The following is a 24328-nucleotide window of genomic DNA, read 5'->3' as shown; positions in this document are numbered from 1 at the left end:
CGCCATCCGGCACTAAAAGGCTACTGGTACACAGGCAATAGATTCACGCTCGACAGGATGTGGATAACCGCGTTGCCGACGCCGAAGACCAGGATCAGAGCAATCATCGGCTTGCCCCCCCATACACGGAATTTCGGGCTACCGAAGCGTTGACGGGATTTACGCGCCAGTAACGCCGGGACAATTGCCGCCCAAATCGTTGCTGCTAATCCTGCATAACCAATTGCATACAGGAAACCGTTCGGCCACAGCAGGCCACCCACAATCGGCGGAACAAAAGTCAGTAATGCCGTTTTAAAGCGGCCCATTGCAGAATCGTCAAAACCGAACAGATCCGCCAGATAGTCAAACAGCCCCAGCGTCACTCCAAGAAACGAACTCGCTACCGCAAAGTTAGAGAACACCACCAGCAGCAGATCCAGACTACGGCTGTTCAACACACCACTCAGCGCCTGCACCAGCACATCAATGTTACCGCCCTGCTGTGCAATACCAACAAATTCAGGACGCGGAATATTGCCCATCGTCCCCAGCAACCATACGGTGTACAGCACCAACGCCAGCAGCGTGCCGTAAACGAGGCATTTAACAATGGTGCGCGGGTCTTTGCCGTAGTACTTCATCAGACTCGGTACGTTGCCGTGGTAGCCAAATGAGGCGAGGCAAAACGGCAGCGTCATCAGCAAATACGGCGTATATGAAGCATTACTTTCCGCCACGTTAAACAGCGTAGTCGGTGTCACATGCCCTAACAAACTACCGAAGGTCAGGAAGAACGTTATTACCTTCGCACCCAGTACAATGGCGGTCATGCGACTGACCGCTTTAGTACTCAACCACACCACAAACGCTACCAGCAGAGCAAAACCAAATCCTGCCGCACGTGCCGGAACATTCAGCGACATCTCCGAGAAGGTGTGATGCAGGATCGAACCGCTCGCAGAAATGTATGCATAGGTCAGAATATAGAGTACAAAAGCAATCGAGATACCATTAACAACGTTCCAGCCCTTGCCCAACAGGTCTTTAGTAATGGTGTCAAAACTGGATCCAATACGATAATTCAGATTGGCCTCCAGGATCATCAGCCCGGAATGCAGCATACAAAACCAGGTAAAGATGAGCGCCGCCATAGACCAGAAGAACCACGCCCCGGACATGACCACTGGCAGAGAAAACATTCCTGCGCCAATAATGGTGCCGCCGATAATCACTACGCCGCCGAGCAGCGAAGGTGACGTTTGGGTGGTGGTTAGTGTTGCCATTCAGCCATCTCTCCAGTCAATTATATTGTGACTACATTTTAATGTGTCGCACTGTACCAGTACACGAGTACAAATGAAATAAAAAAAGCCCCGATTGTTTAGATCGGGGCTGTATATTTTACTTTACGCTTTTAAACCGTAAGGCTTATGCGTCACCACCGAAACGACGACGGCCAGCAGAGTCATCACGGCGCGGCGCAGAAGAATCATCGCGGCGCGGACCACGGTTACCTTCACGACGCTCACCGCTGAAACGACGACCATCGCCACGGCCGCCTTCACGACGCTCACCGCTGAAACTACGACCTTCACCACGACCGCCTTCACGACGTTCGCCGCTGAAGCGACCACCGCCACGACGCTCACCACCGGTGTGCGGTACTGCATCGCCAACCAGTTGCATGTTCATCGGTTTGTTCAGGATACGGGTACGGGTAAAGTGCTGCAGCACGTCGCCCGGCATGCCTTTCGGCAGTTCGATGGTGGAGTGGGAAGCAAACAGCTTGATGTTACCAATGTAACGGCTGCTGATATCGCCTTCGTTAGCAATCGCGCCAACGATATGACGAACTTCAACACCGTCGTCACGGCCCACTTCAATGCGGTACAGCTGCATATCACCAACGTCACGACGTTCACGACGTGGACGATCTTCACCACCACGTTCTGGACGGTCGCCACGCGGGCCACGATCGTTGCGGTCACGCGGGCCACGATCATCGCGGTCGCGGAATTCGCGTTTCGGACGCATCGGAGCATCTGGCGGCAGGATCAGCGGACGTTCGCCCTGAGCCATTTTCAGCAGTGCTGCGGCCAGAGTTTCGATATCCAGTTCTTCTTCCGGCTGCATTTTTGCCAGCAGAGCACGGTACTGATCCAGATCGCTGCTTTCCAGCTGTTGCTGTACTTTCGCGGCGAATTTTTCCAGACGACGTTTGCCCAGCAGGTCTGCGTTCGGCAGTTCTACTTCCGGAATGGTCAGCTTCATGGTGCGTTCGATGTTACGCAGCAGACGACGCTCGCGGTTCTCAACGAACAGCAGCGCACGACCCGCACGACCCGCACGACCAGTACGACCAATACGGTGAACGTAAGACTCAGAGTCCATCGGGATGTCGTAGTTAACAACCAGGCTGATACGCTCAACGTCCAGGCCACGAGCAGCAACGTCGGTCGCAATCAGAATATCCAGACGGCCATCTTTCAGACGCTCCAGAGTCTGCTCACGCAGAGACTGGTTCATGTCGCCATTCAGTGCAGCGCTGCTATAACCGCTACGCTCCAGTGCTTCAGCGACTTCCAGGGTCGCATTTTTGGTACGTACGAAGATAATCGCCGCATCAAAGTCTTCTGCTTCCAGGAAACGTACTAGAGCTTCATTTTTACGCATGCCCCACACAGTCCAGTAGCTCTGGCTGATGTCAGGACGCGTGGTTACGCTGGACTGAATACGAACTTCCTGCGGCTCTTTCATAAAGCGGCGGGTAATACGACGAATCGCTTCCGGCATAGTTGCAGAGAACAGAGCGGTCTGATGACCTTCCGGGATCTGCGCCATAATCGTTTCAACGTCTTCGATGAAGCCCATACGCAGCATTTCATCAGCTTCGTCCAGCACCAGACCGCTCAGTTTGGAGAGATCCAGAGTACCGCGCTTCAGGTGATCCAGCAGACGTCCCGGCGTACCGACAACGATCTGCGGGCCCTGGCGCAGGGCACGTAATTGCACGTCATAACGCTGGCCGCCGTACAGGGCAACCACATTCACGCCGCGCATATGTTTAGAGAAATCCGTCATGGCTTCTGCAACCTGAACCGCCAGTTCGCGGGTCGGTGCCAGCACCAGAATCTGAGGTGCCTTCAGCTCAGGATCAAGATTGTTGAGCAGCGGTAAAGAGAACGCTGCAGTTTTGCCGCTACCGGTCTGGGCCATACCCAGAACATCGCGACCGCCCAGCAGATGCGGAATGCACTCTGCCTGGATTGGAGATGGTTTTTCGTAACCCAGATCGGTAAGGGCTTCAAGGATAGGAGCCTTCAGGCCCAGATCTGCAAAAGTGGTTTCGAATTCAGCCATGTAGTACGTGTGCCTCAAAATTAATGGCGGCCAGTCTACATAACTCATCATGAAATTGATCTGCAATTTTCATTGAAAAGTGTGAACCGGCTCAAAGTAGGTGTATTAACGAACAACAACGCCCTCACCCGCGAAGGTGATGGCAATCAAAAAGATTACGGGCTGATGTGTACGTCAGCTATTGCTGGTCCGATTCTGCCAGGTCATCTTGGTCCTGGCCCAGGAGCGATAATTCCAACAATGCGTATCGGTGCTCAACAAAGTTATGAACGTTGTTAGCCACCGCCAGTTTGAACAATGCCGTAGCGTTGTCCAAATCCCCCAGACTTAGGTAGTACTTACCTAAATAGAAGTTGGTTTCACTGAGATGCTCAGCGAGCGAGGTGTTATCCGTTGCGTCCGCCTTCAGGCGTTCCATCAGCGTTGCTTCGCTAATGTTGCCCAGGTAGAACTCGACAATGTTCCATCCCCATTGTTCTTTATCCGATTTCTCGAAGCGCTGCTTTAACGCTTCTTTAGCCTGCTTCTCATCGAGCTTCTGCTCAGCGAGATAAAGCCACAGACTGCGGAAAGGATCATTGGGATCGTCTTGATAAAACGCCAGCAGATCATCTTGCGCTAACTTATCACGACCGCCGTAATACAATGCGATACCGCGATTTAAGTGCGCGTAGTTGTAAGTTGGATCAAGCTCAAGTACAGAATCAAACGCTTCATAGGCAGCATCAAAATTGCCTGCCTGCGTTAAATATATACCTAAGTAATTGAATACTTCAGGCATATCTGGTCGGATTGCCAGCGCTTGTGAAAAATCATTTCGCGCCAGTGCCCTCAGACCGAGACTATCATACAACACTCCGCGCTCATATAAAAGCTGTGCGCGTTCGTCATCGGTTAAAGCCCGACTGGCAAGAATTTGTTCCATACGTGCCAGAATCACTTCCTGCTGTAAAGTCGGTTGCAGTGGTACTGCGAGGACTTCACTCTTACGCCAGGTGGAATTACTGCATCCAGCCAGCGTGAGTGCTGTCGCAACGAAACACCAGCGCAAAAAAGGCTTCATTTCCCACTCCCGAAGACAACGATTGAATGAACGTCCAGTTCCCCGGTTGCTAACAAGGCGTCCTGCCGGGTTAAAGGCCCTCCGCTCACACGGAGGGCAATGGCAACCTTACTCGCCCTGCTGGCTCACCGGTGCTTCCGGTGCAGCTGCGGGTTGAGATTGCTCAGTTGCTTCTTTAATGCTCAGACGTACGCGGCCCTGGCGATCAACTTCCAGAACTTTAACCGGTACTTCCTGGCCCATCTGCAGGTAATCGGTCACTTTCTCTACGCGCTTGTCGGCGATCTGAGAGATGTGTACCAGACCTTCTTTACCGCCACCGATGGCAACGAATGCGCCAAAGTCAACGATACGGGTCACTTTACCGTTGTAGATACGGCCTACTTCGATTTCTGCGGTGATCTCTTCGATACGACGGATAGCATATTTTGCTTTTTCACCGTCGGTCGCCGCGATCTTCACAGTACCATCATCTTCAATTTCGATGGTGGTGCCGGTCTCTTCGGTCAGAGCACGGATAACAGAACCGCCTTTACCGATAACGTCTTTGATCTTGTCCGGGCTGATCTTGATAGTATGGATACGCGGAGCGAACTGAGAAATGTCGCCGCGCGGCGCGTTGATCGCCTGTTCCATCACTCCCAGGATGTGCAGACGCGCACCTTTAGCCTGGTTCAGAGCAACCTGCATGATCTCTTTGGTGATACCTTCAATTTTGATATCCATCTGCAGTGCAGAGATACCGTCGCGGGAACCCGCCACTTTGAAGTCCATATCGCCCAAATGGTCTTCGTCACCCAGGATGTCAGACAGAACAACAAAGTTGTCGCCTTCTTTCACCAGACCCATCGCGATACCCGCAACAGCGGCTTTGATTGGCACACCTGCATCCATCAGCGCCAGAGAAGCACCACACACGGAAGCCATGGAAGAAGAACCGTTAGATTCAGTGATTTCAGACACAACACGTACGGTGTACGGGAATTTGTCCAGGTCCGGCATTACTGCCAGCACGCCGCGTTTCGCCAGACGACCGTGACCAATTTCACGACGTTTCGGAGAACCGACCATGCCAGTTTCGCCTACGCAGTACGGAGGGAAGTTGTAATGGAACAGGAAGTTGTCAGTACGCTCGCCCATCAGTTCATCAAGGTTCTGCGCATCACGCGTGGTTCCGAGGGTCGCAGTAACCAACGCCTGAGTTTCACCACGGGTGAACAGTGCGGAACCGTGAGTACGCGGCAGAACGCCAGTACGCACGTCCAGACCACGGATCATATCTTTTTCACGACCGTCGATACGCGGCTCACCTGCCAGTACGCGGCTACGAACAACGTTTTTCTCGATAGCGTGCAGAATTTCACCCAGTTCGTTAGCGTCCAGGGTTTCGTCTTCTGCAACCAGCGTAGCGATGGTTTCAGATTTGATCACGTCAACCTGAGCATAACGCTCTTGTTTGTCGGTGATGCGGTAAGCATCGCTCAGACGAGATTCTGCCAGCGCTGCAACGCGCGCATTCAGCGCTTCGTTGACGGCTTCTGGCTGCCAGTCCCAACGCGGTTTGCCAGCTTCTTTTACCAGCTCATTGATCGCCTGAATAACAACCTGCTGCTGCTCGTGACCGAACACTACAGCGCCCAGCATCTGGTCTTCGCTCAGCAGTTCAGCTTCGGATTCAACCATCAGTACGGCAGCTTCAGTACCCGCTACAACCAGGTCCAGTTTACTTTCTTTCAGTTCGTCCTGGGTCGGGTTCAGTACGTACTGGTCATTGATGTAACCAACGCGTGCTGCGCCAATCGGGCCGTTGAACGGAATGCCGGACAGAGACAGCGCAGCGGATGCACCGATCATTGCCACGATATCCGGGTTAACCTGCGGGTTAACGGAAACAACAGTCGCGATAACCTGTACTTCGTTTACGAAGCCTTCCGGGAACAGCGGGCGAACCGGGCGGTCAATCAGACGCGCGATCAGGGTTTCACCTTCGCTCGGACGACCTTCACGACGGAAGAAGCTACCTGGGATACGACCAGCAGCGTAAGTACGCTCCTGATAGTTAACAGTCAGCGGGAAGAAATCCTGGCCTGGTTTCGCTTTTTTCTGACCAACAACGGTAACGAATACCGCAGTGTCATCCATGCTAACCATAACGGCGGCAGTCGCCTGACGCGCCATCATGCCGGTTTCCAGCGTTACGGTGTGTTGACCGTACTGGAATTTACGAACGATCGGATTAAGCAAAATAATATCCTTTCTCTATTTTTTTTGACGACACAAATGCGCCATCGTTAATACCCGATCTTCTGCGCATCCTCGCGACTAATGACAACCCTAACCCACGCTTATTGGGTAAAGCCTCTCATTAGCCGCGCGAACCTCTGCAACGGAAGATCATACTTAGCAACAATACATTAGTTTCCAGCGAATTGCTGCCATCTGCTGGAAAAAAGGGGCCATGAAGGCCCCCTCTTTCTGAAACTCGAAAGAATTAGCGACGCAGGCCCAGACGCTCGATCAGCGCGGTGTAGCGTGCAACATCTTTACGTTTCAGGTAGTCGAGCAGTTTACGACGCTGAGAAACCATGCGCAGCAGACCACGACGGCTGTGGTGATCTTTTTTGTGCTCTGCAAAGTGGCCCTGCAGGTGGTTAATCTGTGCAGTCAACAGAGCAACCTGAACATCGGTAGAACCGGTGTCGTTTGCATCACGACCAAACTCAGAAACGATTTTAGCTGTAGCTTCAGTACTTAGAGACATTTTAAAACTCCAAAGTGTTAAGAATGAAAGGACGCCGATCTCTAATTCAGCGATCCCAGTGTATACACTTCATCCTTCAAACTTACTCTGCGTTGGCTGCGTCCGCTCACCTCAGTCACTTACTTAAGTAAGCCCCTGAGGATTCTCAGACTTGCCGCCTTGATGCAGCTCGAATGATTTTGTGTACACGTCGCGCAAACTGTTAAATAATTTGCGCGACGTTAAGCGGCAGTATTCTACTCGCAGCGCCCTTTTATCGCAAGACAGAGAGCGCTACGCAGGATACTCGACCACCAGTCGACGAGGGGCGACACGACCTTCATCGTCTATCTCCCCCATGCCGATAAATTTGCCTTCGTCACCTTCCGTCACGCGAACCAGTCCTTCCAGAGGCACGCCCGTCGTACGCACAGGATTACCATTTTTAAAGTAAACCGATGACGTTAAAGGAAGATTAACAACAGGATAGTCAGACGCCGGGCTGTCCATTGGCATCAGCAGCGGATCAAGCAACTGCGCAGGCGGAATGTTCTGCTGTTCGGCTTGTTCAACCAGACTGCGTAAATGCTCCAGCGTGACCATACGATCTACCGGATATTTGCTGACCGTCAGACGGCGCAGATACGTAACATGCGCGCCGCATCCCAGTTTTTCGCCCAGATCGTCAATAATAGTTCGAATGTAAGTTCCTTTGGAGCAATGCACTTCCAGCTCCAGATCGTTACCTTCATGACGAATAAATAGCAGCTCATAAACAGTAATCGGACGTGCTTCACGCGGTACTTCAATGCCTTGACGTGCATATTCGTACAGTTTTTTACCCTGATACTTCAGCGCCGAATACATCGAAGGTATTTGTTCGATATCGCCGCGAAAAGTGTCCAGCGCATTCGCAAGCTGTTCCGGGGTAAACGTCACCGGACGCTCCTGCACGATTTGCCCATCAGCATCGGAAGTGTCTGTGCGCTGTCCCAAACGGGCAACCACACGATAGCGTTTGTCAGAATCCAGCAGGTACTGCGAAAACTTTGTCGCTTCCCCGAGGCAGATAGGCAACATGCCTGTAGCCAGCGGATCCAGCGCACCAGTGTGACCGGCACGGTTGGCATTGTAGATGCGTTTTACTTTTTGCAGTACGTCATTGCTGGACATGCCCTGTGGCTTATCCAGCAATAGAACACCATGAATGTCGCGACCACGACGACGAGGACGACTCATCAGTCCTCCTTGCTGTCGTCCGCAGGATTCACACGACGTTCATCGTCATGTTTCACCACGCTGGTCACCAGGTTAGACATGCGCATCCCTTCGACCAGTGAGTTGTCGTAAAAGAAAGTCAGCTCAGGCACGATACGCAGGCGCATGGCTTTACCCAGCAGCGAGCGGATAAAACCGGAGGCTTCTTGCAACGCTTTGATTCCGGCTTTAACAGCCGCTTCATCTTTGTCGTTCAGGAAGGTGACAAATACTTTGGCATACGCCAGGTCACGGGACATTTCGACACCTGAAACAGTTGTCATCATACCCAGACGCGGATCTTTAATTTCGCGCTGCAGGATGATTGCGATCTCTTTTTGCATCTCCTGGGCCACGCGCTGCGGGCGACCAAATTCTTTCGCCATAATAAATTCTCCAGAATAAAGACAAAAAAGGGGCCATTAGCCCCTTTTTAAATTTCATTGCCGGGTGGCGCTTCGCTTACCCGGCCTACCTCAAATAAGCTTCTATGGATTGGGCTGTCCAACACATCAACAGCCCAAAAGACGACGAAGATTATGCGATGGTACGTTTGATTTCGATGATTTCGAATACTTCGATCATATCGCCGGTACGTACGTCGTTGTAGTTCTTAACGCCGATACCACATTCCATACCGTTACGGACTTCGTTGACATCATCTTTGAAGCGACGCAGGGATTCCAGCTCGCCTTCATAGATAACCACGTTGTCGCGCAGGACGCGGATTGGGTTGTGACGTTTAACCACACCTTCGGTAACCATACAGCCTGCGATAGCGCCGAATTTCGGTGATTTGAACACATCACGGACTTCAGCCAGACCGATGATCTGCTGTTTCAGTTCCGGAGACAGCATACCGCTCATCGCTGCTTTCACTTCGTCGATCAGGTGATAGATGACGGAGTAGTAACGCAGATCCAGACTTTCAGATTCAATCACTTTACGTGCAGAGGCATCAGCACGTACGTTGAAGCCAACCAGAATCGCGTTGGATGCAGCAGCCAGAGTTGCGTCGGTTTCGGTGATACCACCAACCCCAGAACCGATGATCTTCACTTTTACTTCGTCGGTAGACAGTTTCAGTAAAGAGTCGGAGATCGCTTCTACAGAACCCTGAACGTCTGCTTTCAGTACGATGTTCACTTCGTGAACTTCGCCTTCGGTCATGTTCGCGAACATGTTCTCGAGTTTAGATTTCTGCTGACGAGCCAGTTTAACTTCACGGAATTTGCCCTGACGATACAGTGCAACTTCACGCGCTTTCTTCTCGTCACGTACGACGGTAACTTCGTCACCGGCAGCCGGAACACCGGACAGACCCAGAATTTCCACCGGAATGGATGGACCTGCTTCCAGTACTTCCTGACCCAGTTCGTTACGCATTGCACGAACGCGGCCATACTCGAAACCACACAGAACGATATCGCCTTTGTTCAGCGTACCTTCACGAACCAGAACCGTTGCTACCGGACCACGACCTTTATCCAGGAAGGATTCGATAACCGCACCGCTCGCCATACCTTTACGAACAGCTTTCAGTTCCAGAACTTCGGCCTGCAGCAGGATTGCATCCAGCAGCTCGTCGATACCGGTACCCGCTTTCGCAGATACGTGTACGAACTGGCTTTCGCCGCCCCACTCTTCCGGCATGATACCGTACTGGGACAGTTCATTTTTAACGCGATCTGGATCCGCTTCTGGCTTATCGATTTTGTTGACCGCTACCACAACCGGCACCTGCGCCGCTTTCGCGTGCTGGATAGCTTCGATGGTCTGCGGCATCACGCCGTCGTCTGCAGCGACAACCAGTACAACGATATCCGTTGCCTGAGCACCACGAGCACGCATAGAAGTAAACGCGGCGTGACCCGGGGTATCCAGGAAGGTGATCATACCGTTGTCAGTTTCAACGTGGTACGCACCGATATGCTGAGTAATGCCGCCCGCTTCGCCTGAGGCCACTTTCGTTGAACGAATGTAGTCCAGCAGAGAGGTTTTACCGTGGTCAACGTGGCCCATGATGGTCACTACCGGTGCGCGAGCTTCAGCTGCAGCACCTGTATCACGGTCGCTCATTACCGCTTCTTCCAGCTCGTTTTCACGACGCAGGATAACTTTGTGGCCCATCTCTTCGGCAACCAGCTGCGCGGTTTCCTGGTCAATAACCTGGTTAATAGTGGCCATTGCGCCCAGCTTCATCATCGCTTTGATAACCTGAGAGCCTTTAACCGCCATCTTGTTCGCCAGATCGCCAACAGTGATGGTTTCGCCAATCACAACGTCACGGTTAACAGCCTGAGCCGGCTTCTGGAAGCCCTGCTGCAGAGAAGAACCTTTACGCTGTTTACCACCTTTACCGCCGCGAACTGCTGCACGAGCTTCTTCACGGTCAGCTTTAGATTCAGCGTGTTTGTTGCCTTTTTTCGCCGGACGCGCTGCTTTCGTGCTGCGAGTACGGCCACGGCCGCCTTCTACTTCACGATCGTTCTCGTCTTCTGCCTGGCGAGCATGCTGAGAAGTGGTGACGTGATAATCACTCTTATCTTCTTCCACTTTCTCTTGCTCTGCCCAAACACCGGCATTCTCTTCCGCCATACGACGGGCTTCTTCAGCCACACGACGCGCTTCTTCTTCAAGCTTACGGCGCGCTTCTTCTTCCGCTTTACGCTTCAGTTCAGCGGCTTCATTTTCACGGCGGGCTTTTTCGGCCTGGGCGGTTTTAGTCATATCGTCGGTCTGTTGATTGCTCACTTTGTCTTTTTCCGCAGCTTCACGTTTCGCTTTATCAGCGGCTTCACGTTTAGCTTGTTCTGCGGCCTCACGTTCGGCTTTTTGTTGCGCCTCGCGTTTGGCAGCTTCTTCTGCCTCACGACGGGCTTGCTCTTCCGCTTCACGCTGCGCCTGCTCTTCCGCGGCAAGGCGTTCAGCCTCTTGCGGATCGCGTTTCACAAAGGTGCGTGTCTTGCGGACTTCGATTTGTACCGATTTACTTTTTCCACCGGTACCAGGAATATTGAGAGTACTGCGCGTTTTACGCTGCAATGTTAACTTATCCGGCGCCGATCCATTTTCACGGTTCAGGTGCGCCAGTAAGGTTTGTTTCTCTTGTGCGGACACAGAATCATCAGCAGACTTCGGGATACCAGCATCAGCAAATTGCTGAACCAGGCGATCCACGGAGGTCTGAATCTCTGCAGCCAGCGTTTTTACGGTTACATCTGTCATACTGTTCCTTCCTGCTACAGTTTATTACGCTTCGTCGCCGAACCAGCAAATATTACGGGCAGCCATAATCAGCTCACCGGCTTTTTCGTCGGTCAACCCTTCGATATCAGCCAGATCATCAATGCCCTGTTCAGCGAGATCTTCCAGCGTACAAACACCACGGGCAGCCAGTTTGAATGCCATTTCGCGATCTAATCCTTCCAGATTCAGCAGATCGTCAGCCGGTTTGTTATCACCGAGGCTTTCTTCCTGGGCCAGTGCCAGAGTGGTCAGTGCGTTTTTAGCACGCTCGCGCAGCGCTTCAACGGTCTGCTCATCAAGGCCGTCAATTTCCAGCAGTTCTTTCATTGGCACATAGGCCAACTCTTCCAGCGTAGCAAAACCTTCTTCCACCAGAACCGTCGCGAAATCTTCATCGATATCGAGATACTTGGTGAAGGTATCAATGGCTGCATGCGCTTCAGCCTGATGCTTAGCCTGCAGGTCATCAACGGTCATGACGTTGAGTTCCCAACCGCTCAGTTGTGAAGCCAGGCGGACGTTCTGACCATTACGTCCAATCGCCTGAGCCAGGTTACCGGCTTCAACCGCGATATCCATGGTGTGTTTATCTTCATCCACCACGATAGAAGCGACGTCTGCTGGCGCCATTGCGTTGATCACGAACTGTGCCGGGTTATCATCCCACAGGACGATATCGATACGCTCGCCACCCAGTTCGGTAGAAACCGCCTGAACACGCGCACCGCGCATACCCACACAAGCACCAACCGGATCAATGCGCTTATCGTTGGTTTTCACCGCGATTTTCGCACGAGAACCCGGATCGCGAGCTGCCGCTTTAATTTCGATCACTTCTTCGCCAATTTCTGGCACTTCAATGCGGAACAGTTCAATCAGCATTTCCGGCTTGGAACGCGTAACAAACAGTTGCGCACCGCGCGCTTCCGGGCGAACAGAATACAGAACGCCACGAATACGGTCTCCCGGGCGGAAGTTTTCACGCGGCAGCATGTCTTCACGCAGGATCACAGCTTCAGCGTTACTGCCGAGGTCCAGAGAGATGTTGTCGCGGTTTACTTTCTTCACCACACCGGTGACGATTTCGCCTTCGTGTTCACGGAATTGATCAACAACCATCGCACGTTCAGCTTCACGTACTTTCTGCACGATAACCTGTTTCGCGGTCTGGGTAGTGATACGGTCAAAGGTTACAGATTCAATCTGATCTTCAACATATTCACCCACGTTCAGACTTTCGTCTTCGTAACGTGCAGCTTCCAGCGTAATTTCTTTGGTTGGCTGAGTGACTTCTTCCACAATTACCCAACGGCGGAAGGTATCGAAGTCACCGCTTTTACGATCGATCTCTACGCGAACGTCGATCTCTTGTTCATATTTTTTCTTTGTTGCTGTAGCCAGCGCACTTTCCAGCGCTTCAAAAATTTTCTCGCGTGGCAGCGCTTTTTCGTTGGATACGGCTTCAACAACAGCCAAAATTTCTTTGTTCATCGCGGGCTTTTCACCTCAATCCAGACTGTTAAAAGTGGGGAACCAGGTTCGCCTTCTGGATATTACTCAGCGCGAACACTTCATCTTTACCTTCGACTGTGACAGTGATCATTTCACCATCCACCGCTTTGATAACGCCCTGCCATTTACGACGGTTTTGCACCGCCATACGAAGAACCAGCGTGACTTCTTCACCCAGGAAACGCACGTAGTGTTCAGCCGTGAACATAGGACGGTCGAGACCCGGTGAGGAGACTTCCAGGTTATAAGCTACAGTGATCGGATCTTCGACATCCATCACAGCACTTACCTGGTGGCTCACATCAGCACAATCATCAACATTGATGCCATCTTCACTATCAATATAGATGCGCAGTGTGGATGTGCGACCGCGAATAAATTCGATGCCGACCAGCTCGTACCCCAAGGCTTCAACTGGCGCTTTAATCATCTCTGTTAATTTTTGCTCTAATGTGGACAAGCCCACCCCCAAGACATAAAAAAAGGGCCTAAAGCCCAGTTATTCTGTAGTCAGATAACAAAAAACCCCGATAAATCGGGGCTTTAGATAACTGAACCCTATAACCGCACCTGCGGTTCGGAGAACCTTCCGAAAGAATTTTTTTCAAATCCAGCTACGAAGGCTTAAGTCTTCACAGTATATTTGAAAAAGAACTCTAAGGGAAAGTGGTTGCGGGGGCCGGATTTGAACCGACGACCTTCGGGTTATGAGCCCGACGAGCTACCAGGCTGCTCCACCCCGCGCCTGAAACGTGGCAAATTTTACTCGTTTTGGGTAAAAAATGCAAATACTGCTGGGATTTGGTACCGAGGACGGGACGTAAAATCTGCGCACAGTATATTGATTCTTTATACGTTATGTCAACCTTGATACAACTATGCAAATGGATGAATGCTGACAGATGCATAATAAACAAAAAGCAATAGCAATAAAATCGCCGCCTACGCCGTTATTTAACGAAATTATCACTAAACTCTTCCTGTCATCCTTAAAAGATGATTAAATGAAAACTCACTTATTTTGCATAAAAATGCAATTAACATAAAAAACCGACCTCTTCACCAGTCTATCAAGCAGGGTTTTATTTTATGACGACGATTCTCAAGCATCTCCCGGTAGGTCAACGTATTGGTATCGCTTTTTCTGGCGGCCTGGACACCAGTGCAGCACTGCTGTGGATGCGACAAAAAGGGGCTGTCCCATATGCATATACTGCGAATTTGGGCCAGCCGGATGAGGATGACTATGACGCCATTCCTCGCCGTGCAATGGAGTATGGTGCTGAGAATGCTCGCCTGGTAGATTGCCGTAAGCAGTTGGTTGCTGAGGGGATCGCCGCAATTCAGTGTGGTGCATTCCACAACACCACGGGTGGACTGACCTACTTCAACACCACTCCACTGGGTCGTGCCGTGACCGGTACTATGCTGGTAGCCGCCATGAAAGAAGATGGTGTGAATATCTGGGGCGACGGCAGCACCTATAAAGGAAACGACATTGAGCGTTTCTATCGTTACGGGTTGTTGACCAACGCGGAACTGCAGATCTACAAACCGTGGCTGGATACCGATTTCATCGACGAACTCGGCGGTCGCCATGAGATGTCCGAATTTATGATCGCCTGTGGTTTCGACTACAAAATGTCTGTCGAAAAAGCCTATTCCACTGACTCGAATATGCTCGGCGCGACCCACGAAGCGAAAGATCTGGAATTCCTGAACTCCAGCGTCAAAATCGTCAACCCAATTATGGGCGTCAAGTTCTGGGATGAAAGTGTGAAGATCCCGGCTGAAGAAGTGACCGTCCGTTTTGAGCAGGGGCATCCGGTTGCACTGAACGGCAAAACCTTCAGCGACGACGTAGAGATGATGCTGGAAGCCAACCGCATCGGTGGCCGTCACGGTTTGGGCATGAGCGATCAAATTGAAAACCGTATTATCGAGGCGAAAAGCCGTGGCATCTATGAAGCCCCGGGAATGGCGCTTCTGCATATCGCTTACGAGCGTCTGCTGACTGGTATTCATAACGAAGATACCATTGAACAATACCACGCTCACGGTCGCCAGCTTGGCCGTCTGCTGTATCAGGGCCGCTGGTTCGACTCTCAGGCGCTGATGCTTCGTGATGGTTTACAACGTTGGGTAGCAAGCCAGATCACCGGCGAAGTGACGCTGGAGCTGCGTCGCGGTAACGATTATTCGATTCTCAATACTGTATCCGACAATCTGACCTACAAACCAGAACGTCTGACCATGGAAAAAGGTGATTCAGTGTTCTCACCGGACGATCGTATTGGACAACTGACCATGCGTAACCTGGACATCACCGATACCCGCGAGAAACTGTTCGGCTACGCCCAGTCTGGTTTGCTGACTGCATCTTCCGCAACTGGCCTGCCACAGGTAGAGAATCTGGAAAACAAAGCGAAGTAATCGCGTTACAAAAATGACAAAAGCCGCGCAAGCGGCTTTTTTATGCGCTGAATTTAAAGTGAGTATCATGCAGGCTGGATAAAGACTTCACCGCCCTTCTTTAGAGAGGAAACCTGTGTTTACACAAACTTCAAATGCAAAAATGGACGCTAATTAGCGTCCATTTTCTTTGGAATTTGGTACCGAGGACGGGACTTGAACCCGTAAGCCCTATTGGGCACTACCACCTCAAGGTAGCGTGTCTACCAATTCCACCACCTCGGCACTGAAATCTTAGCGTGGGATATCGCTGGTCGGCTGAGCCGGAGCAGCTGGCTGAGTTTGCTCGGTTTTCGCCGGTGCACTCAGATTTTCCCACTCACTTCCTTTATTGGTCTTATTGCTGTTCATGTTACCCAGCACCAGACTGATGATGAAGAACAAGGTTCCCAATACAGCTGTCATTCGGGTCATGAAGTTACCAGAACCACTTGAACCAAACAGTGTACCAGAAGCGCCTGCGCCAAAAGAGGCTCCCATATCAGCGCCTTTACCTTGCTGCAGCATGATCAAGCCAACCAGGCCAATTGCCACAATAAGGAAAACTACTAAAAGAGCTTCGTGCATAATCAACCTGTTCCTTGCGGAGTTGCCGCGTACCAATGCTTCGACCAATAAAGCGGGACCGTTATACTGTTTCCCACTGAAGCGGGTGTGAATACTAACCAAAGCGAATAACCTTCGCAAGGGCAATTTGTTTGCATTGTATCAACTGCGGAAAAAATCGCCATATCAATCAAAAACGCAGCAACTTATCCCAGCATCTCTGCATAACTGACCGCTGATCCTCAAGATTAGCCCAGACAACAACCGGGATTTCACTTATCAGCTCTGAATTCTCTGGCCAACAGTGGATAATATCCTGATTCACCAACTCCTCAGCCACCATCGATTCCGGTAACCATGCCATCCCCATATGGCGCAGCACCATTTCTCGTATCGTTTCGCTTAAACCACTCTCAAACACCTTTTTCAACCGTGGTCGCACACACTGTTCTAACGGGTCAATAATACGCCTGACAAAGGTGTAGTCGCTGTAGCATAGCCAAGGGATCTGTACGCCTGGATCATCAAGACTGTCCGCCAGCTGTGCAGAAATTACCGGGATAAAACGCTCATACCGCCACAAGGCTCGTTTTAACCCTCCGGCAATCTCCAGCCCCGGCTGCGACGAGGGCAAATCATAGGTTACCAGTAGATCAATTTGGCGGTTTATCAAAGCATTAAAGTGGTTATCAATCCCCTGAATGCAGGCATTTACCGTAAAATTTAATTGTGGTTCGCTTTGTCGCAGATAGTTGATCATGTCAGGCAGGATATTCACCGACAACGTATGCAAACTGACCATTACCAGCGTGTTATCTGTTGCTGGCATCATTGCGGACAGCTCATGGCGAGCTTCCGTCAATGTACTCAGAACATGCCGGGCATAAGGTTCAAAACGCTCGCCATAGGAGGTCAACGTAACGGGAGTCGTGGTGCGATCGAACAGCGGGACACCCAGCACCTCCTCCAGCGCCTTAATACGCCGGCTTAGTGCTGGTTGAGTGATATGCCGCTGTGTAGCGGCCTGGGAGTAATTCCCATGCTGACTTAAAGCCAGAAAATCTTCTAACCACTTACAATCCACGTCAAACTCTCCGTCATGCCATAACAGTATCCACCGATAACAAATCGGAAATAGTCACAGTTATAGTAATGGCTTTAATGTGGACATCATAACAACAATATTCTGTTTCACCTGCCGAGTCTCCTTCCCCTTGACGTTTGACAGGACTGATATGTTTACTTTACTGACCAATGCCCGTGTATTTTCCCCTGAAGATTTAGGCCTCTGCTCCCTGCTCATACATGCCGATCGTATTGTGGCAGTAGAAAAAGATATTTCACTCTTTGATGGCGTCAAAGACGTCATCGATTGCCGGGGTAAGTGGGTTATCCCAGGTATTATCGATCAGCACGTCCATCTTACCGGCGGTGGTGGTGAAGCAGGGTTTGCCAGCCGAACACCTGCCGTCAAATTGCGCGATCTGATTCTGGCCGGTATTACAACGGTCGTCGGTGTGCTTGGCACCGATGCTATCTCTCGTTCCCCCAAAGATCTCTACGCAAAAATGCAGTCTCTTAACCTGGAGGGACTACGTGCGTTTATGCATACCGGAGCCTATGCGGTACCCAGCCCGACGATTACGCAATCCATTCGCGATGATATGGCATTTATCCCGGCAATTCTCGGTGTGAAAATCGCTCTTGCCGATCACCGTGGCTCATATCCCTCTTTCCAGGAGTTGTTGAGGATAGTCAGCGATATCCGGGTCGCCTCACTGCTGGCAGGTAAAAAAGGGTTACTGCATGTCCACCTCGGCAACCTGCCGGAAGGAATGTCACAACTTGTGGAGCTTTGTGATGCAGGGATCCCGATCCACCATATTTCTCCAACCCATGTTGCAAGAACAGAGGCGTTGTTCGAACAGGCTACCAATTTCGCGCGTCGCGGTGGCCATATTGACGTGACGTCTGGCGGTAGTCGATTTATGCCTCAGGAAGAAGCTATTCTCCACGCACTGGAAGCTCAGGTTCCAGCCGATCGCATTACCATTAGCTCTGACGGCAACGGCAGTGTGCCACGCTTTAACGCTCAAGGAATTGTTGAAGGATTAAGTGCAGCCCCGGTAGCAGGTAACCTCAATTTGCTTCCTCGCCTGATCGATGTCGGTATTCCAATATCTCAGGCGGTCGCGATGATGACGGCGAACGTCGCACGATCGTTGGGGATTTCCGGCGGCATGCTTTGTGCTGGAGAACGGGCCGATATTTGCGTACTCAATAACGATCTCTCACTGGCGCATCTGTTTGCCGCTGGCAAGCCGTTACTGCGTGATGGTGAATGCCTGGTTAACGGCAATTTTGAGTGAGGATGTGAAAATGTCATTATTGCTGGCGCTAGTCGCCATTATTTTTGCCGGACGCCTGATCCTGAAAAAGTATCACCCACAATCGGTGCTACTGTTGACCGGGATTGTGCTGCTGCTCATCGCACATTTTAGCGGGCTGACCACGCTCAGTAGTCTGGTGAAAAAAAGCACCGGGTTTGGCCCCTTTGATGCCTTTGAGTTTATACGCGATACCCTGAGCGTTCGCCTCGGCGGTCTCGGACTGCAAATTATGCTGATTGGCGGCTTTGCCACCTATATGTCGGCAATTGGTGCAAGCCAGGTACTGGTTCGTGTCACTTCCCGGCCTTTACAGCGTCTGAACTCCCCTTATCTGCTGCTTGGGCTTGCATTATTGCTGGGGCAATTCCTGTCGCTGTTTATCAGCAGCGCCACGGGCCTGGGATTACTACTGATGGCAACGCTTTACCCATTACTGACTCGTCTGGGTTGTAGCCGTGCCGCGGTAGCAGCCGTGATCGCCAGTACTTGCGCGGTTGAGTTTGGGCCCGGTTCAGGCAACTCTGTGCTGGCGGCTAAAACTGCGGGTATCGAGGTCGTGAACTATTTTGTCCAGGACCAGCTTCCCATCGTCGTACCCGTTATTCTCTTCATCGCCCTGCTCCATATCGTTGTTCAGCGTTTTTTCGATCGCCGGGAAAGTGGGGACCATGTGACTCAGCAGATGCAAACATTAACATCAACCGAAGAAACCAACGCACCGATAGCATGGCTGTTCCTGCCAATGCTACCGCTGGTATTGATGTTGTTATGTAGCGACCTGCTGTTCAGTTCACTAAAAATCACCCTGGATACAGCCGTACTGATAAGCCTGGCCATTACGTTGATTTGCGAGTATTGCCGCCACCGAAAAGCGCGTGATGTAATGGCAGGCGTGCAAAAAGTTTTCGACAGCATGGGCAGCGTTTTTGCCACCGTCGTCACGCTGATTATCGCTGGTGAAGTTTTTTCTGCCGGGCTGAAAGCAATTGGCGCAGTCGATGCGCTCCTGTCACTCTCCGGTGAATTTGGTCTCAGTGCCGCTTCGATTATCTTGCTGATGACACTGATCACCTTCGCAATTTCGGCACTAATGGGTTCCGGAAACGCGGCGTTTTTCTCTTTCGCACCGATGGTGCCGGATATCAGTCGCCATATTGGGAGCGACATTGCGGTGATGATGCTGCCTATTCAGATATCAGCGGGCATTGGTCGAACGTTATCGCCGATTGCCGGCGTTATCATTGCTATTGCGGGGATCGCTGGCGTATCACCGGTGGATATTGTTAAACGTACCGCAATTCCGATGCTGGGAGGATGGTTGTTAATGATTGTGCTGACATTTGCACGTTCAGGGCATTTGCTGGCGGTTCTGCCGTGGTTGGCGGGTCTTGTGCTAATAATGGCCGGGGGCTACTTCTGGCAACATCGACGCAAACAGGCACTTTCAGTAGGATAAAAAAAGCCGGAGTCTCAGGCTCCGGCATTCACGCTTTCAAGCGTTAAACCGCTTTCACAGCATCCGCAATACGGTGAGCGAACTCTGTTACCTGCGCTTCATCTTCACCTTCCACCATCACTCGTATTAATGGCTCAGTGCCTGATTTACGCAGCAGCACACGCCCACGGCTGCCCAATGCTGCTTCAACATCTGCCATCACCGCTTTCACGTTTTCATTTTCCAGCGGATCGCCGCTGCCAGCAGTAAAGCGAACATTAACCAGCAACTGCGGGAACATTTTCATTCCACTGCACAGGTCGTGCAGACTCATATGGTTACGAACCATCGCTGCCAGCACCTGCAGACCCGCCACAATACCGTCACCAGTGGTAGTTTTATCCAGCAGGATCACGTGACCCGAGTTTTCAGCCCCGATGCGCCAGCCTTTTTCCTGCATTTTTTCCAGCACATAGCGGTCACCCACTTTTGCACGGGCAAACGGGATCCCCAGCTGTTTCAGTGCCAGTTCCAGCCCCATGTTACTCATCAGCGTACCGACAGCACCGCCACGCAATTGCCCCTGGCGCAAAGCCTCACGGGCAATGATATACATGATTTGATCGCCATCGACCTTGTTACCTTCATGGTCAACCATGATCACGCGATCACCATCACCGTCCAGCGCAATACCCAGATCGGCTTTTTCAGCTATCACGCGAGCCTGCAGCGCACGGACATCGGTAGCACCAACTTCTTCATTGATGTTAACGCCATTCGGCTCACAGCCAATCGCAATCACGTTAGCACCGAGTTCACGCAGTACATTTGGAGCAATGTGATACGTTGCACCGTTAGCGCAATCCACCACGATTTTTAACTCATTCAGACTCAGTTCATTCGGGAACGTGCCTTTGCAGAACTCAATATAACGACCGGCAGCATCGACAATACGGGTCGCTTTACCCAGTTCAGCCGAGTCCACACAGGTAATCGCTTTTTCCATCTCGGCTTCAATTGCCTCTTCAACCGCATCTGGCAGTTTGGTCCCATCGGTGGAGAAGAATTTAATTCCGTTATCATAAAATGGGTTGTGCGAGGCAGAAATAACAATTCCGGCTTCGGCGCGGAAAGCGCGCGTCAGATAAGCGACGGCAGGTGTTGGCATGGGGCCGGTGAAAGAGGCAGACAGACCAGCAGCAGCCAGGCCCGCTTCCAGCGCGGACTCCAGCATATAGCCGGAAATACGCGTATCTTTACCGATAATGATTTTGCGAGAACCATGACGTGCCAGCACTTTTCCTGCCGCCCAACCCAGTTTGAGCACGAAGTCAGGGGTGATTGGAGCATCACCTACGCGGCCGCGGATCCCATCAGTGCCAAAATATTTACGATTACTCATAGCGTTTGTTTTCCTTTGCAGACAATGTGGCTTCCACCACACGCATCGCTTCTACGGTTTCTTTGACGTCATGGACACGAATAATCTGCGCCCCCTGCATTGCGGCAATCACCGCGCATGCGAGGCTACCACTCAGACGCTCAGATGGACCCACATTGAGCAACTGGCCAACCATTGATTTTCGTGACATTCCTACCAGCAGCGGCAGATTAAAATGATGAAACTCTGCCAGGCGTGCCAGTAATGTGTAGTTGTGAGCAAGATTTTTACCGAATCCGAATCCAGGGTCGAGCAGCAATTTATCTTTTGTGATTCCGGCCCTTTCACAACGCGCTATTTGCTCAATAAAGTAACGATTTACCTCAACAAAGACATCTTCATACTTTGGCGCTTCCTGCATAGTTTTCGGCTGTCCCTGCATATGCATCAGGCAAACCGGCAATCCGGTTTCCGCCGCCGCTTCCAGCGCCCCCGGTTCAGAAAGCGAGCGAATGTCATTAATGATATGTGCGCCAACTCTGGCACATTCGCGAATGACTTCCGGTTTTGAAGTATCTACTGAAATCCACACTTCAAAACGTTGAGCAATGGCCTCAACGACCGGGATCACACGCTCCAGCTCTTCTTCCACGCTCACGTCTGCGGCCCCTGGACGAGTGGACTCGCCCCCCACATCAATGATAGTCGCCCCTGCGTTAATCATCAGATTTGCGTGTTTCACTGCTTCAACCAGCGTATTGTGCGCCCCGCCATCGGAAAAGGAGTCTGGCGTAACGTTTAAAATTCCCATTACGTGGGGATGACTGAGATCCAGTGAAGAACCCTGAGCAAAGAGTTTCATAGTTTTATCCCTGGTAAAATCTTGAGTAAGCAGATAAGAAAAACCCCGGAGCAAGCCCCAGGGTTTTCAATTAAAACATGGTCATCAACAGCGATAACTTATTTGTCGCCTAACTGCTCTGACATGTTGCCCGCATTCGGCGTACGCGGCTCTTCAGTCGGACGCGGCGCACTCGGGGTGCCATTGTTGCCAGAGTTGTTAGAAGTACCAGACTCTTCCCAGCCAGCTGGCGGGCGCACATCACGACGAGCCATCAGGTCATCAATCTGTGGTGCATCGATAGTCTCATATTTCATGAGCGCATCTTTCATCGAGTGCAGAATATCCAGGTTATCGTTCAGAAGACGACGAGCGCGGTCATAGTTACGTTCAATCAGCAATTTAACTTCCTGATCGATGATGCGCGCAGTTTCATCGGACATATGTTTTGCTTTCGCAACAGAACGTCCCAGGAACACTTCGCCTTCTTCTTCCGCATACAGCAACGGGCCCAGTTTTTCAGAGAAGCCCCACTGCGTCACCATGTTACGCGCCAGGTTAGTCGCGACTTTAATGTCGTTCGACGCACCGGTAGAAACATGTTCTGCACCGTAGATGATCTCTTCAGCCAGACGACCGCCGTACAGCGTAGAGATCTGGCTTTCCAGTTTCTGACGGCTGGCGCTGATTGCGTCGCCTTCAGGCAGGAAGAAGGTAACACCCAGCGCACGACCGCGCGGAATAATCGTCACTTTATGCACCGGATCGTGTTCCGGTACCAGGCGACCGATAATCGCGTGGCCCGCTTCGTGATACGCGGTGGATTCTTTCTGCGCTTCCGTCATCACCATGGAGCGACGTTCCGCACCCATCATGATTTTGTCTTTCGCTTTCTCGAATTCAACCATCGACACAACACGCTTGTTACCACGGGCAGCAAACAGTGCAGCTTCGTTCACCAGGTTCGCCAGGTCTGCACCGGAGAAGCCAGGGGTACCACGGGCAATGATTGCCGCATCGATGTCCGGAGACAGCGGTACGCGACGCATATGCACTTTCAGGATCTGTTCACGACCACGAACATCCGGCAGACCAACAACAACCTGACGGTCAAAACGGCCTGGACGCAACAGCGCAGGGTCAAGAACGTCCGGACGGTTAGTTGCCGCGATAACGATGATACCTTCGTTACCTTCGAAACCATCCATCTCAACCAGCATCTGGTTCAGCGTTTGCTCACGTTCATCATGACCACCACCCAGACCTGCGCCACGCTGGCGACCTACGGCGTCGATTTCATCGATGAAGATGATGCACGGTGCAGCTTTCTTGGCCTGTTCGAACATGTCACGCACACGAGATGCACCGACACCCACGAACATTTCCACGAAATCAGAACCGGAAATAGTGAAGAATGGAACCTTTGCTTCACCCGCGATGGCTTTCGCCAACAGGGTTTTACCCGTACCCGGAGGACCGACCATCAGGACGCCTTTCGGGATTTTACCGCCCAACTTCTGGAAACGGCTAGGTTCGCGCAGGTATTCAACCAGTTCAGCCACCTCTTCTTTCGCTTCGTCACAACCTGCAACGTCAGCAAAAGTGGTTTTGATCTGATCTTCCGTCAGCATGCGCGCTTTACTCTTACCGAACGACATGGCGCCTTTGCCACCACCGCCCTGCATCTGACGCATAAAGAAGATCCAGACACCAATCAGCAGCAGCATTGGGAACCAGGAAATGAAGATAGAAGCCAGCAGGCTCGGCTCTTCAGGCGGCTCGCCAACAACCTTGACGTTTTTGGTCAGCAGGTTATCAAGCAGCTTCGGATCGTTAACCGGGATGTAGGTCGTGTAACGGTTACTATCTTTCTTGGTAACGTTAATCTCACGTCCGTTGATACGCGCTTCACGAACCTGGTCCTGATTGACCTCTTGCAGGAAGGTAGAGTAATCAACCTTACGGCCATTAGACTCGCTGGGCCCAAAGCTCTGGAATACTGACATCAGCACAACGGCAATGACCAGCCAGAGTATTAGGTTTTTCGCCATGTCACTCAAGGGATTAACCTCATATTACAACTGTGTTAAAAACAGCGTC

At 51.5% G+C, this 24328-nt stretch carries 19 protein-coding genes and 2 tRNA genes; 3 read left to right on the top strand and 18 right to left on the bottom strand.

What is annotated here, in order from left to right:
• Positions 1-20 precede the first annotated feature (20 nt).
• The 12 genes from mtr to OGY01_RS14280 form a co-directional block, all read right to left on the bottom strand.
• A complete protein-coding gene (mtr, locus tag OGY01_RS14335; protein WP_045448005.1) occupies positions 21-1265 on the bottom strand; it encodes a tryptophan permease in 1245 nt (414 codons plus the stop codon).
• Between the two features lie 145 nt (positions 1266-1410).
• Positions 1411-3342: a DEAD/DEAH family ATP-dependent RNA helicase gene (locus tag OGY01_RS14330; protein WP_045448009.1), complete on the bottom strand. Its 1932-nt coding sequence runs from the start codon at positions 3340-3342 to the stop codon at positions 1411-1413.
• Positions 3335-3415, bottom strand: a complete 81-nt coding sequence (gene yrbN / locus OGY01_RS14325; protein WP_010723222.1) for a protein YrbN — start codon at positions 3413-3415, stop codon at positions 3335-3337. The genes OGY01_RS14330 and yrbN overlap by 8 nt, the downstream gene beginning before the upstream one ends.
• Positions 3416-3520: 105 nt before the next feature.
• Positions 3521-4405: a lipoprotein NlpI gene (gene nlpI, locus OGY01_RS14320; RefSeq protein ID WP_040234121.1), complete on the bottom strand. Its 885-nt coding sequence runs from the start codon at positions 4403-4405 to the stop codon at positions 3521-3523.
• Between the two features lie 108 nt (positions 4406-4513).
• Positions 4514-6649 carry a polyribonucleotide nucleotidyltransferase gene (gene pnp, locus OGY01_RS14315; RefSeq protein WP_045448013.1) on the bottom strand — a complete coding sequence of 712 codons (2136 nt, stop codon included), beginning with the start codon at positions 6647-6649 and terminating at the stop codon, positions 4514-4516.
• Between the two features lie 247 nt (positions 6650-6896).
• Positions 6897-7166 (bottom strand): 30S ribosomal protein S15, encoded by a 270-nt coding sequence (gene rpsO / locus OGY01_RS14310; RefSeq protein ID WP_000059465.1) that lies wholly within the window; start codon positions 7164-7166, stop codon positions 6897-6899.
• Between the two features lie 273 nt (positions 7167-7439).
• On the bottom strand, positions 7440-8384 hold the full coding sequence (gene truB / locus OGY01_RS14305; RefSeq protein WP_045448017.1) for a tRNA pseudouridine(55) synthase TruB: 945 nt from the start codon (positions 8382-8384) through the stop codon (positions 7440-7442).
• Entirely contained in the window at positions 8384-8788 is a 405-nt protein-coding gene (rbfA, locus tag OGY01_RS14300) for a 30S ribosome-binding factor RbfA (protein ID WP_013364561.1), read from the bottom strand. The genes truB and rbfA overlap by 1 nt, the downstream gene beginning before the upstream one ends.
• Before the next feature lie 151 nt (positions 8789-8939).
• Positions 8940-11630 carry a translation initiation factor IF-2 gene (gene infB, locus OGY01_RS14295; protein WP_045448023.1) on the bottom strand — a complete coding sequence of 897 codons (2691 nt, stop codon included), beginning with the start codon at positions 11628-11630 and terminating at the stop codon, positions 8940-8942.
• Between the two features lie 24 nt (positions 11631-11654).
• Entirely contained in the window at positions 11655-13142 is a 1488-nt protein-coding gene (gene nusA, locus OGY01_RS14290; protein WP_045448026.1) for a transcription termination factor NusA, read from the bottom strand.
• 28 nt (positions 13143-13170) lie between these two features.
• Entirely contained in the window at positions 13171-13623 is a 453-nt protein-coding gene (gene rimP, locus OGY01_RS14285; protein ID WP_045449801.1) for a ribosome maturation factor RimP, read from the bottom strand.
• A 207-nt stretch (positions 13624-13830) separates the two neighbouring features.
• A tRNA-Met gene (locus OGY01_RS14280) sits at positions 13831-13907 on the bottom strand.
• Between the two features lie 345 nt (positions 13908-14252).
• Between OGY01_RS14280 and argG the strand changes: the two genes are divergently transcribed.
• On the top strand, positions 14253-15596 hold the full coding sequence (gene argG / locus OGY01_RS14275) for an argininosuccinate synthase (RefSeq protein WP_005131837.1): 1344 nt from the start codon (positions 14253-14255) through the stop codon (positions 15594-15596).
• Between the two features lie 177 nt (positions 15597-15773).
• On the opposite strand, the gene OGY01_RS14270 is transcribed toward argG, so the two are convergent.
• The 3 genes from OGY01_RS14270 to OGY01_RS14260 form a co-directional block, all read right to left on the bottom strand.
• Positions 15774-15860 (bottom strand) — tRNA-Leu (locus tag OGY01_RS14270).
• A gap of 9 nt (positions 15861-15869) precedes the next feature.
• A complete protein-coding gene (gene secG, locus OGY01_RS14265; protein WP_003025000.1) occupies positions 15870-16202 on the bottom strand; it encodes a preprotein translocase subunit SecG in 333 nt (110 codons plus the stop codon).
• Between the two features lie 169 nt (positions 16203-16371).
• Positions 16372-17265: a LysR family transcriptional regulator gene (locus OGY01_RS14260; protein ID WP_045448029.1), complete on the bottom strand. Its 894-nt coding sequence runs from the start codon at positions 17263-17265 to the stop codon at positions 16372-16374.
• Between the two features lie 151 nt (positions 17266-17416).
• Between OGY01_RS14260 and iadA the strand changes: the two genes are divergently transcribed.
• Together iadA and dcuC are read left to right on the top strand one after the other, a co-directional pair.
• On the top strand, positions 17417-18550 hold the full coding sequence (gene iadA, locus OGY01_RS14255) for a beta-aspartyl-peptidase (RefSeq protein ID WP_286493262.1): 1134 nt from the start codon (positions 17417-17419) through the stop codon (positions 18548-18550).
• Positions 18551-18560: 10 nt separating this feature from the next.
• The gene (dcuC, locus tag OGY01_RS14250; RefSeq protein WP_286493261.1) at positions 18561-20027 is read left to right on the top strand and encodes a C4-dicarboxylate transporter DcuC; all 1467 of its coding nucleotides are present in this window, start codon (positions 18561-18563) and stop codon (positions 20025-20027) included.
• A 43-nt stretch (positions 20028-20070) separates the two neighbouring features.
• On the opposite strand, the gene glmM is transcribed toward dcuC, so the two are convergent.
• The 3 genes from glmM to ftsH all read right to left on the bottom strand — a co-directional run bounded on the left by glmM (position 20071) and on the right by ftsH (position 24279).
• A complete protein-coding gene (glmM, locus tag OGY01_RS14245; RefSeq protein WP_048220486.1) occupies positions 20071-21408 on the bottom strand; it encodes a phosphoglucosamine mutase in 1338 nt (445 codons plus the stop codon).
• The gene (gene folP / locus OGY01_RS14240) at positions 21401-22249 is read right to left on the bottom strand and encodes a dihydropteroate synthase (protein ID WP_045448041.1); all 849 of its coding nucleotides are present in this window, start codon (positions 22247-22249) and stop codon (positions 21401-21403) included. Before folP ends, glmM begins: the two co-directional genes overlap by 8 nt.
• Positions 22250-22347: 98 nt before the next feature.
• Positions 22348-24279, bottom strand: a complete 1932-nt coding sequence (ftsH, locus tag OGY01_RS14235; RefSeq protein WP_045448044.1) for an ATP-dependent zinc metalloprotease FtsH — start codon at positions 24277-24279, stop codon at positions 22348-22350.
• Between the last annotated feature and the right edge of the window lie 49 nt (positions 24280-24328).

This window comes from Citrobacter sp. Cm038 (genome assembly GCF_030333105.1).
Taxonomy (GTDB): Bacteria; Pseudomonadota; Gammaproteobacteria; order Enterobacterales; family Enterobacteriaceae; genus Citrobacter; species Citrobacter murliniae.
The sequence above is the reverse complement of the archived record's forward strand: the minus strand, read 5'-3'. Positions and strand labels throughout refer to the sequence as shown.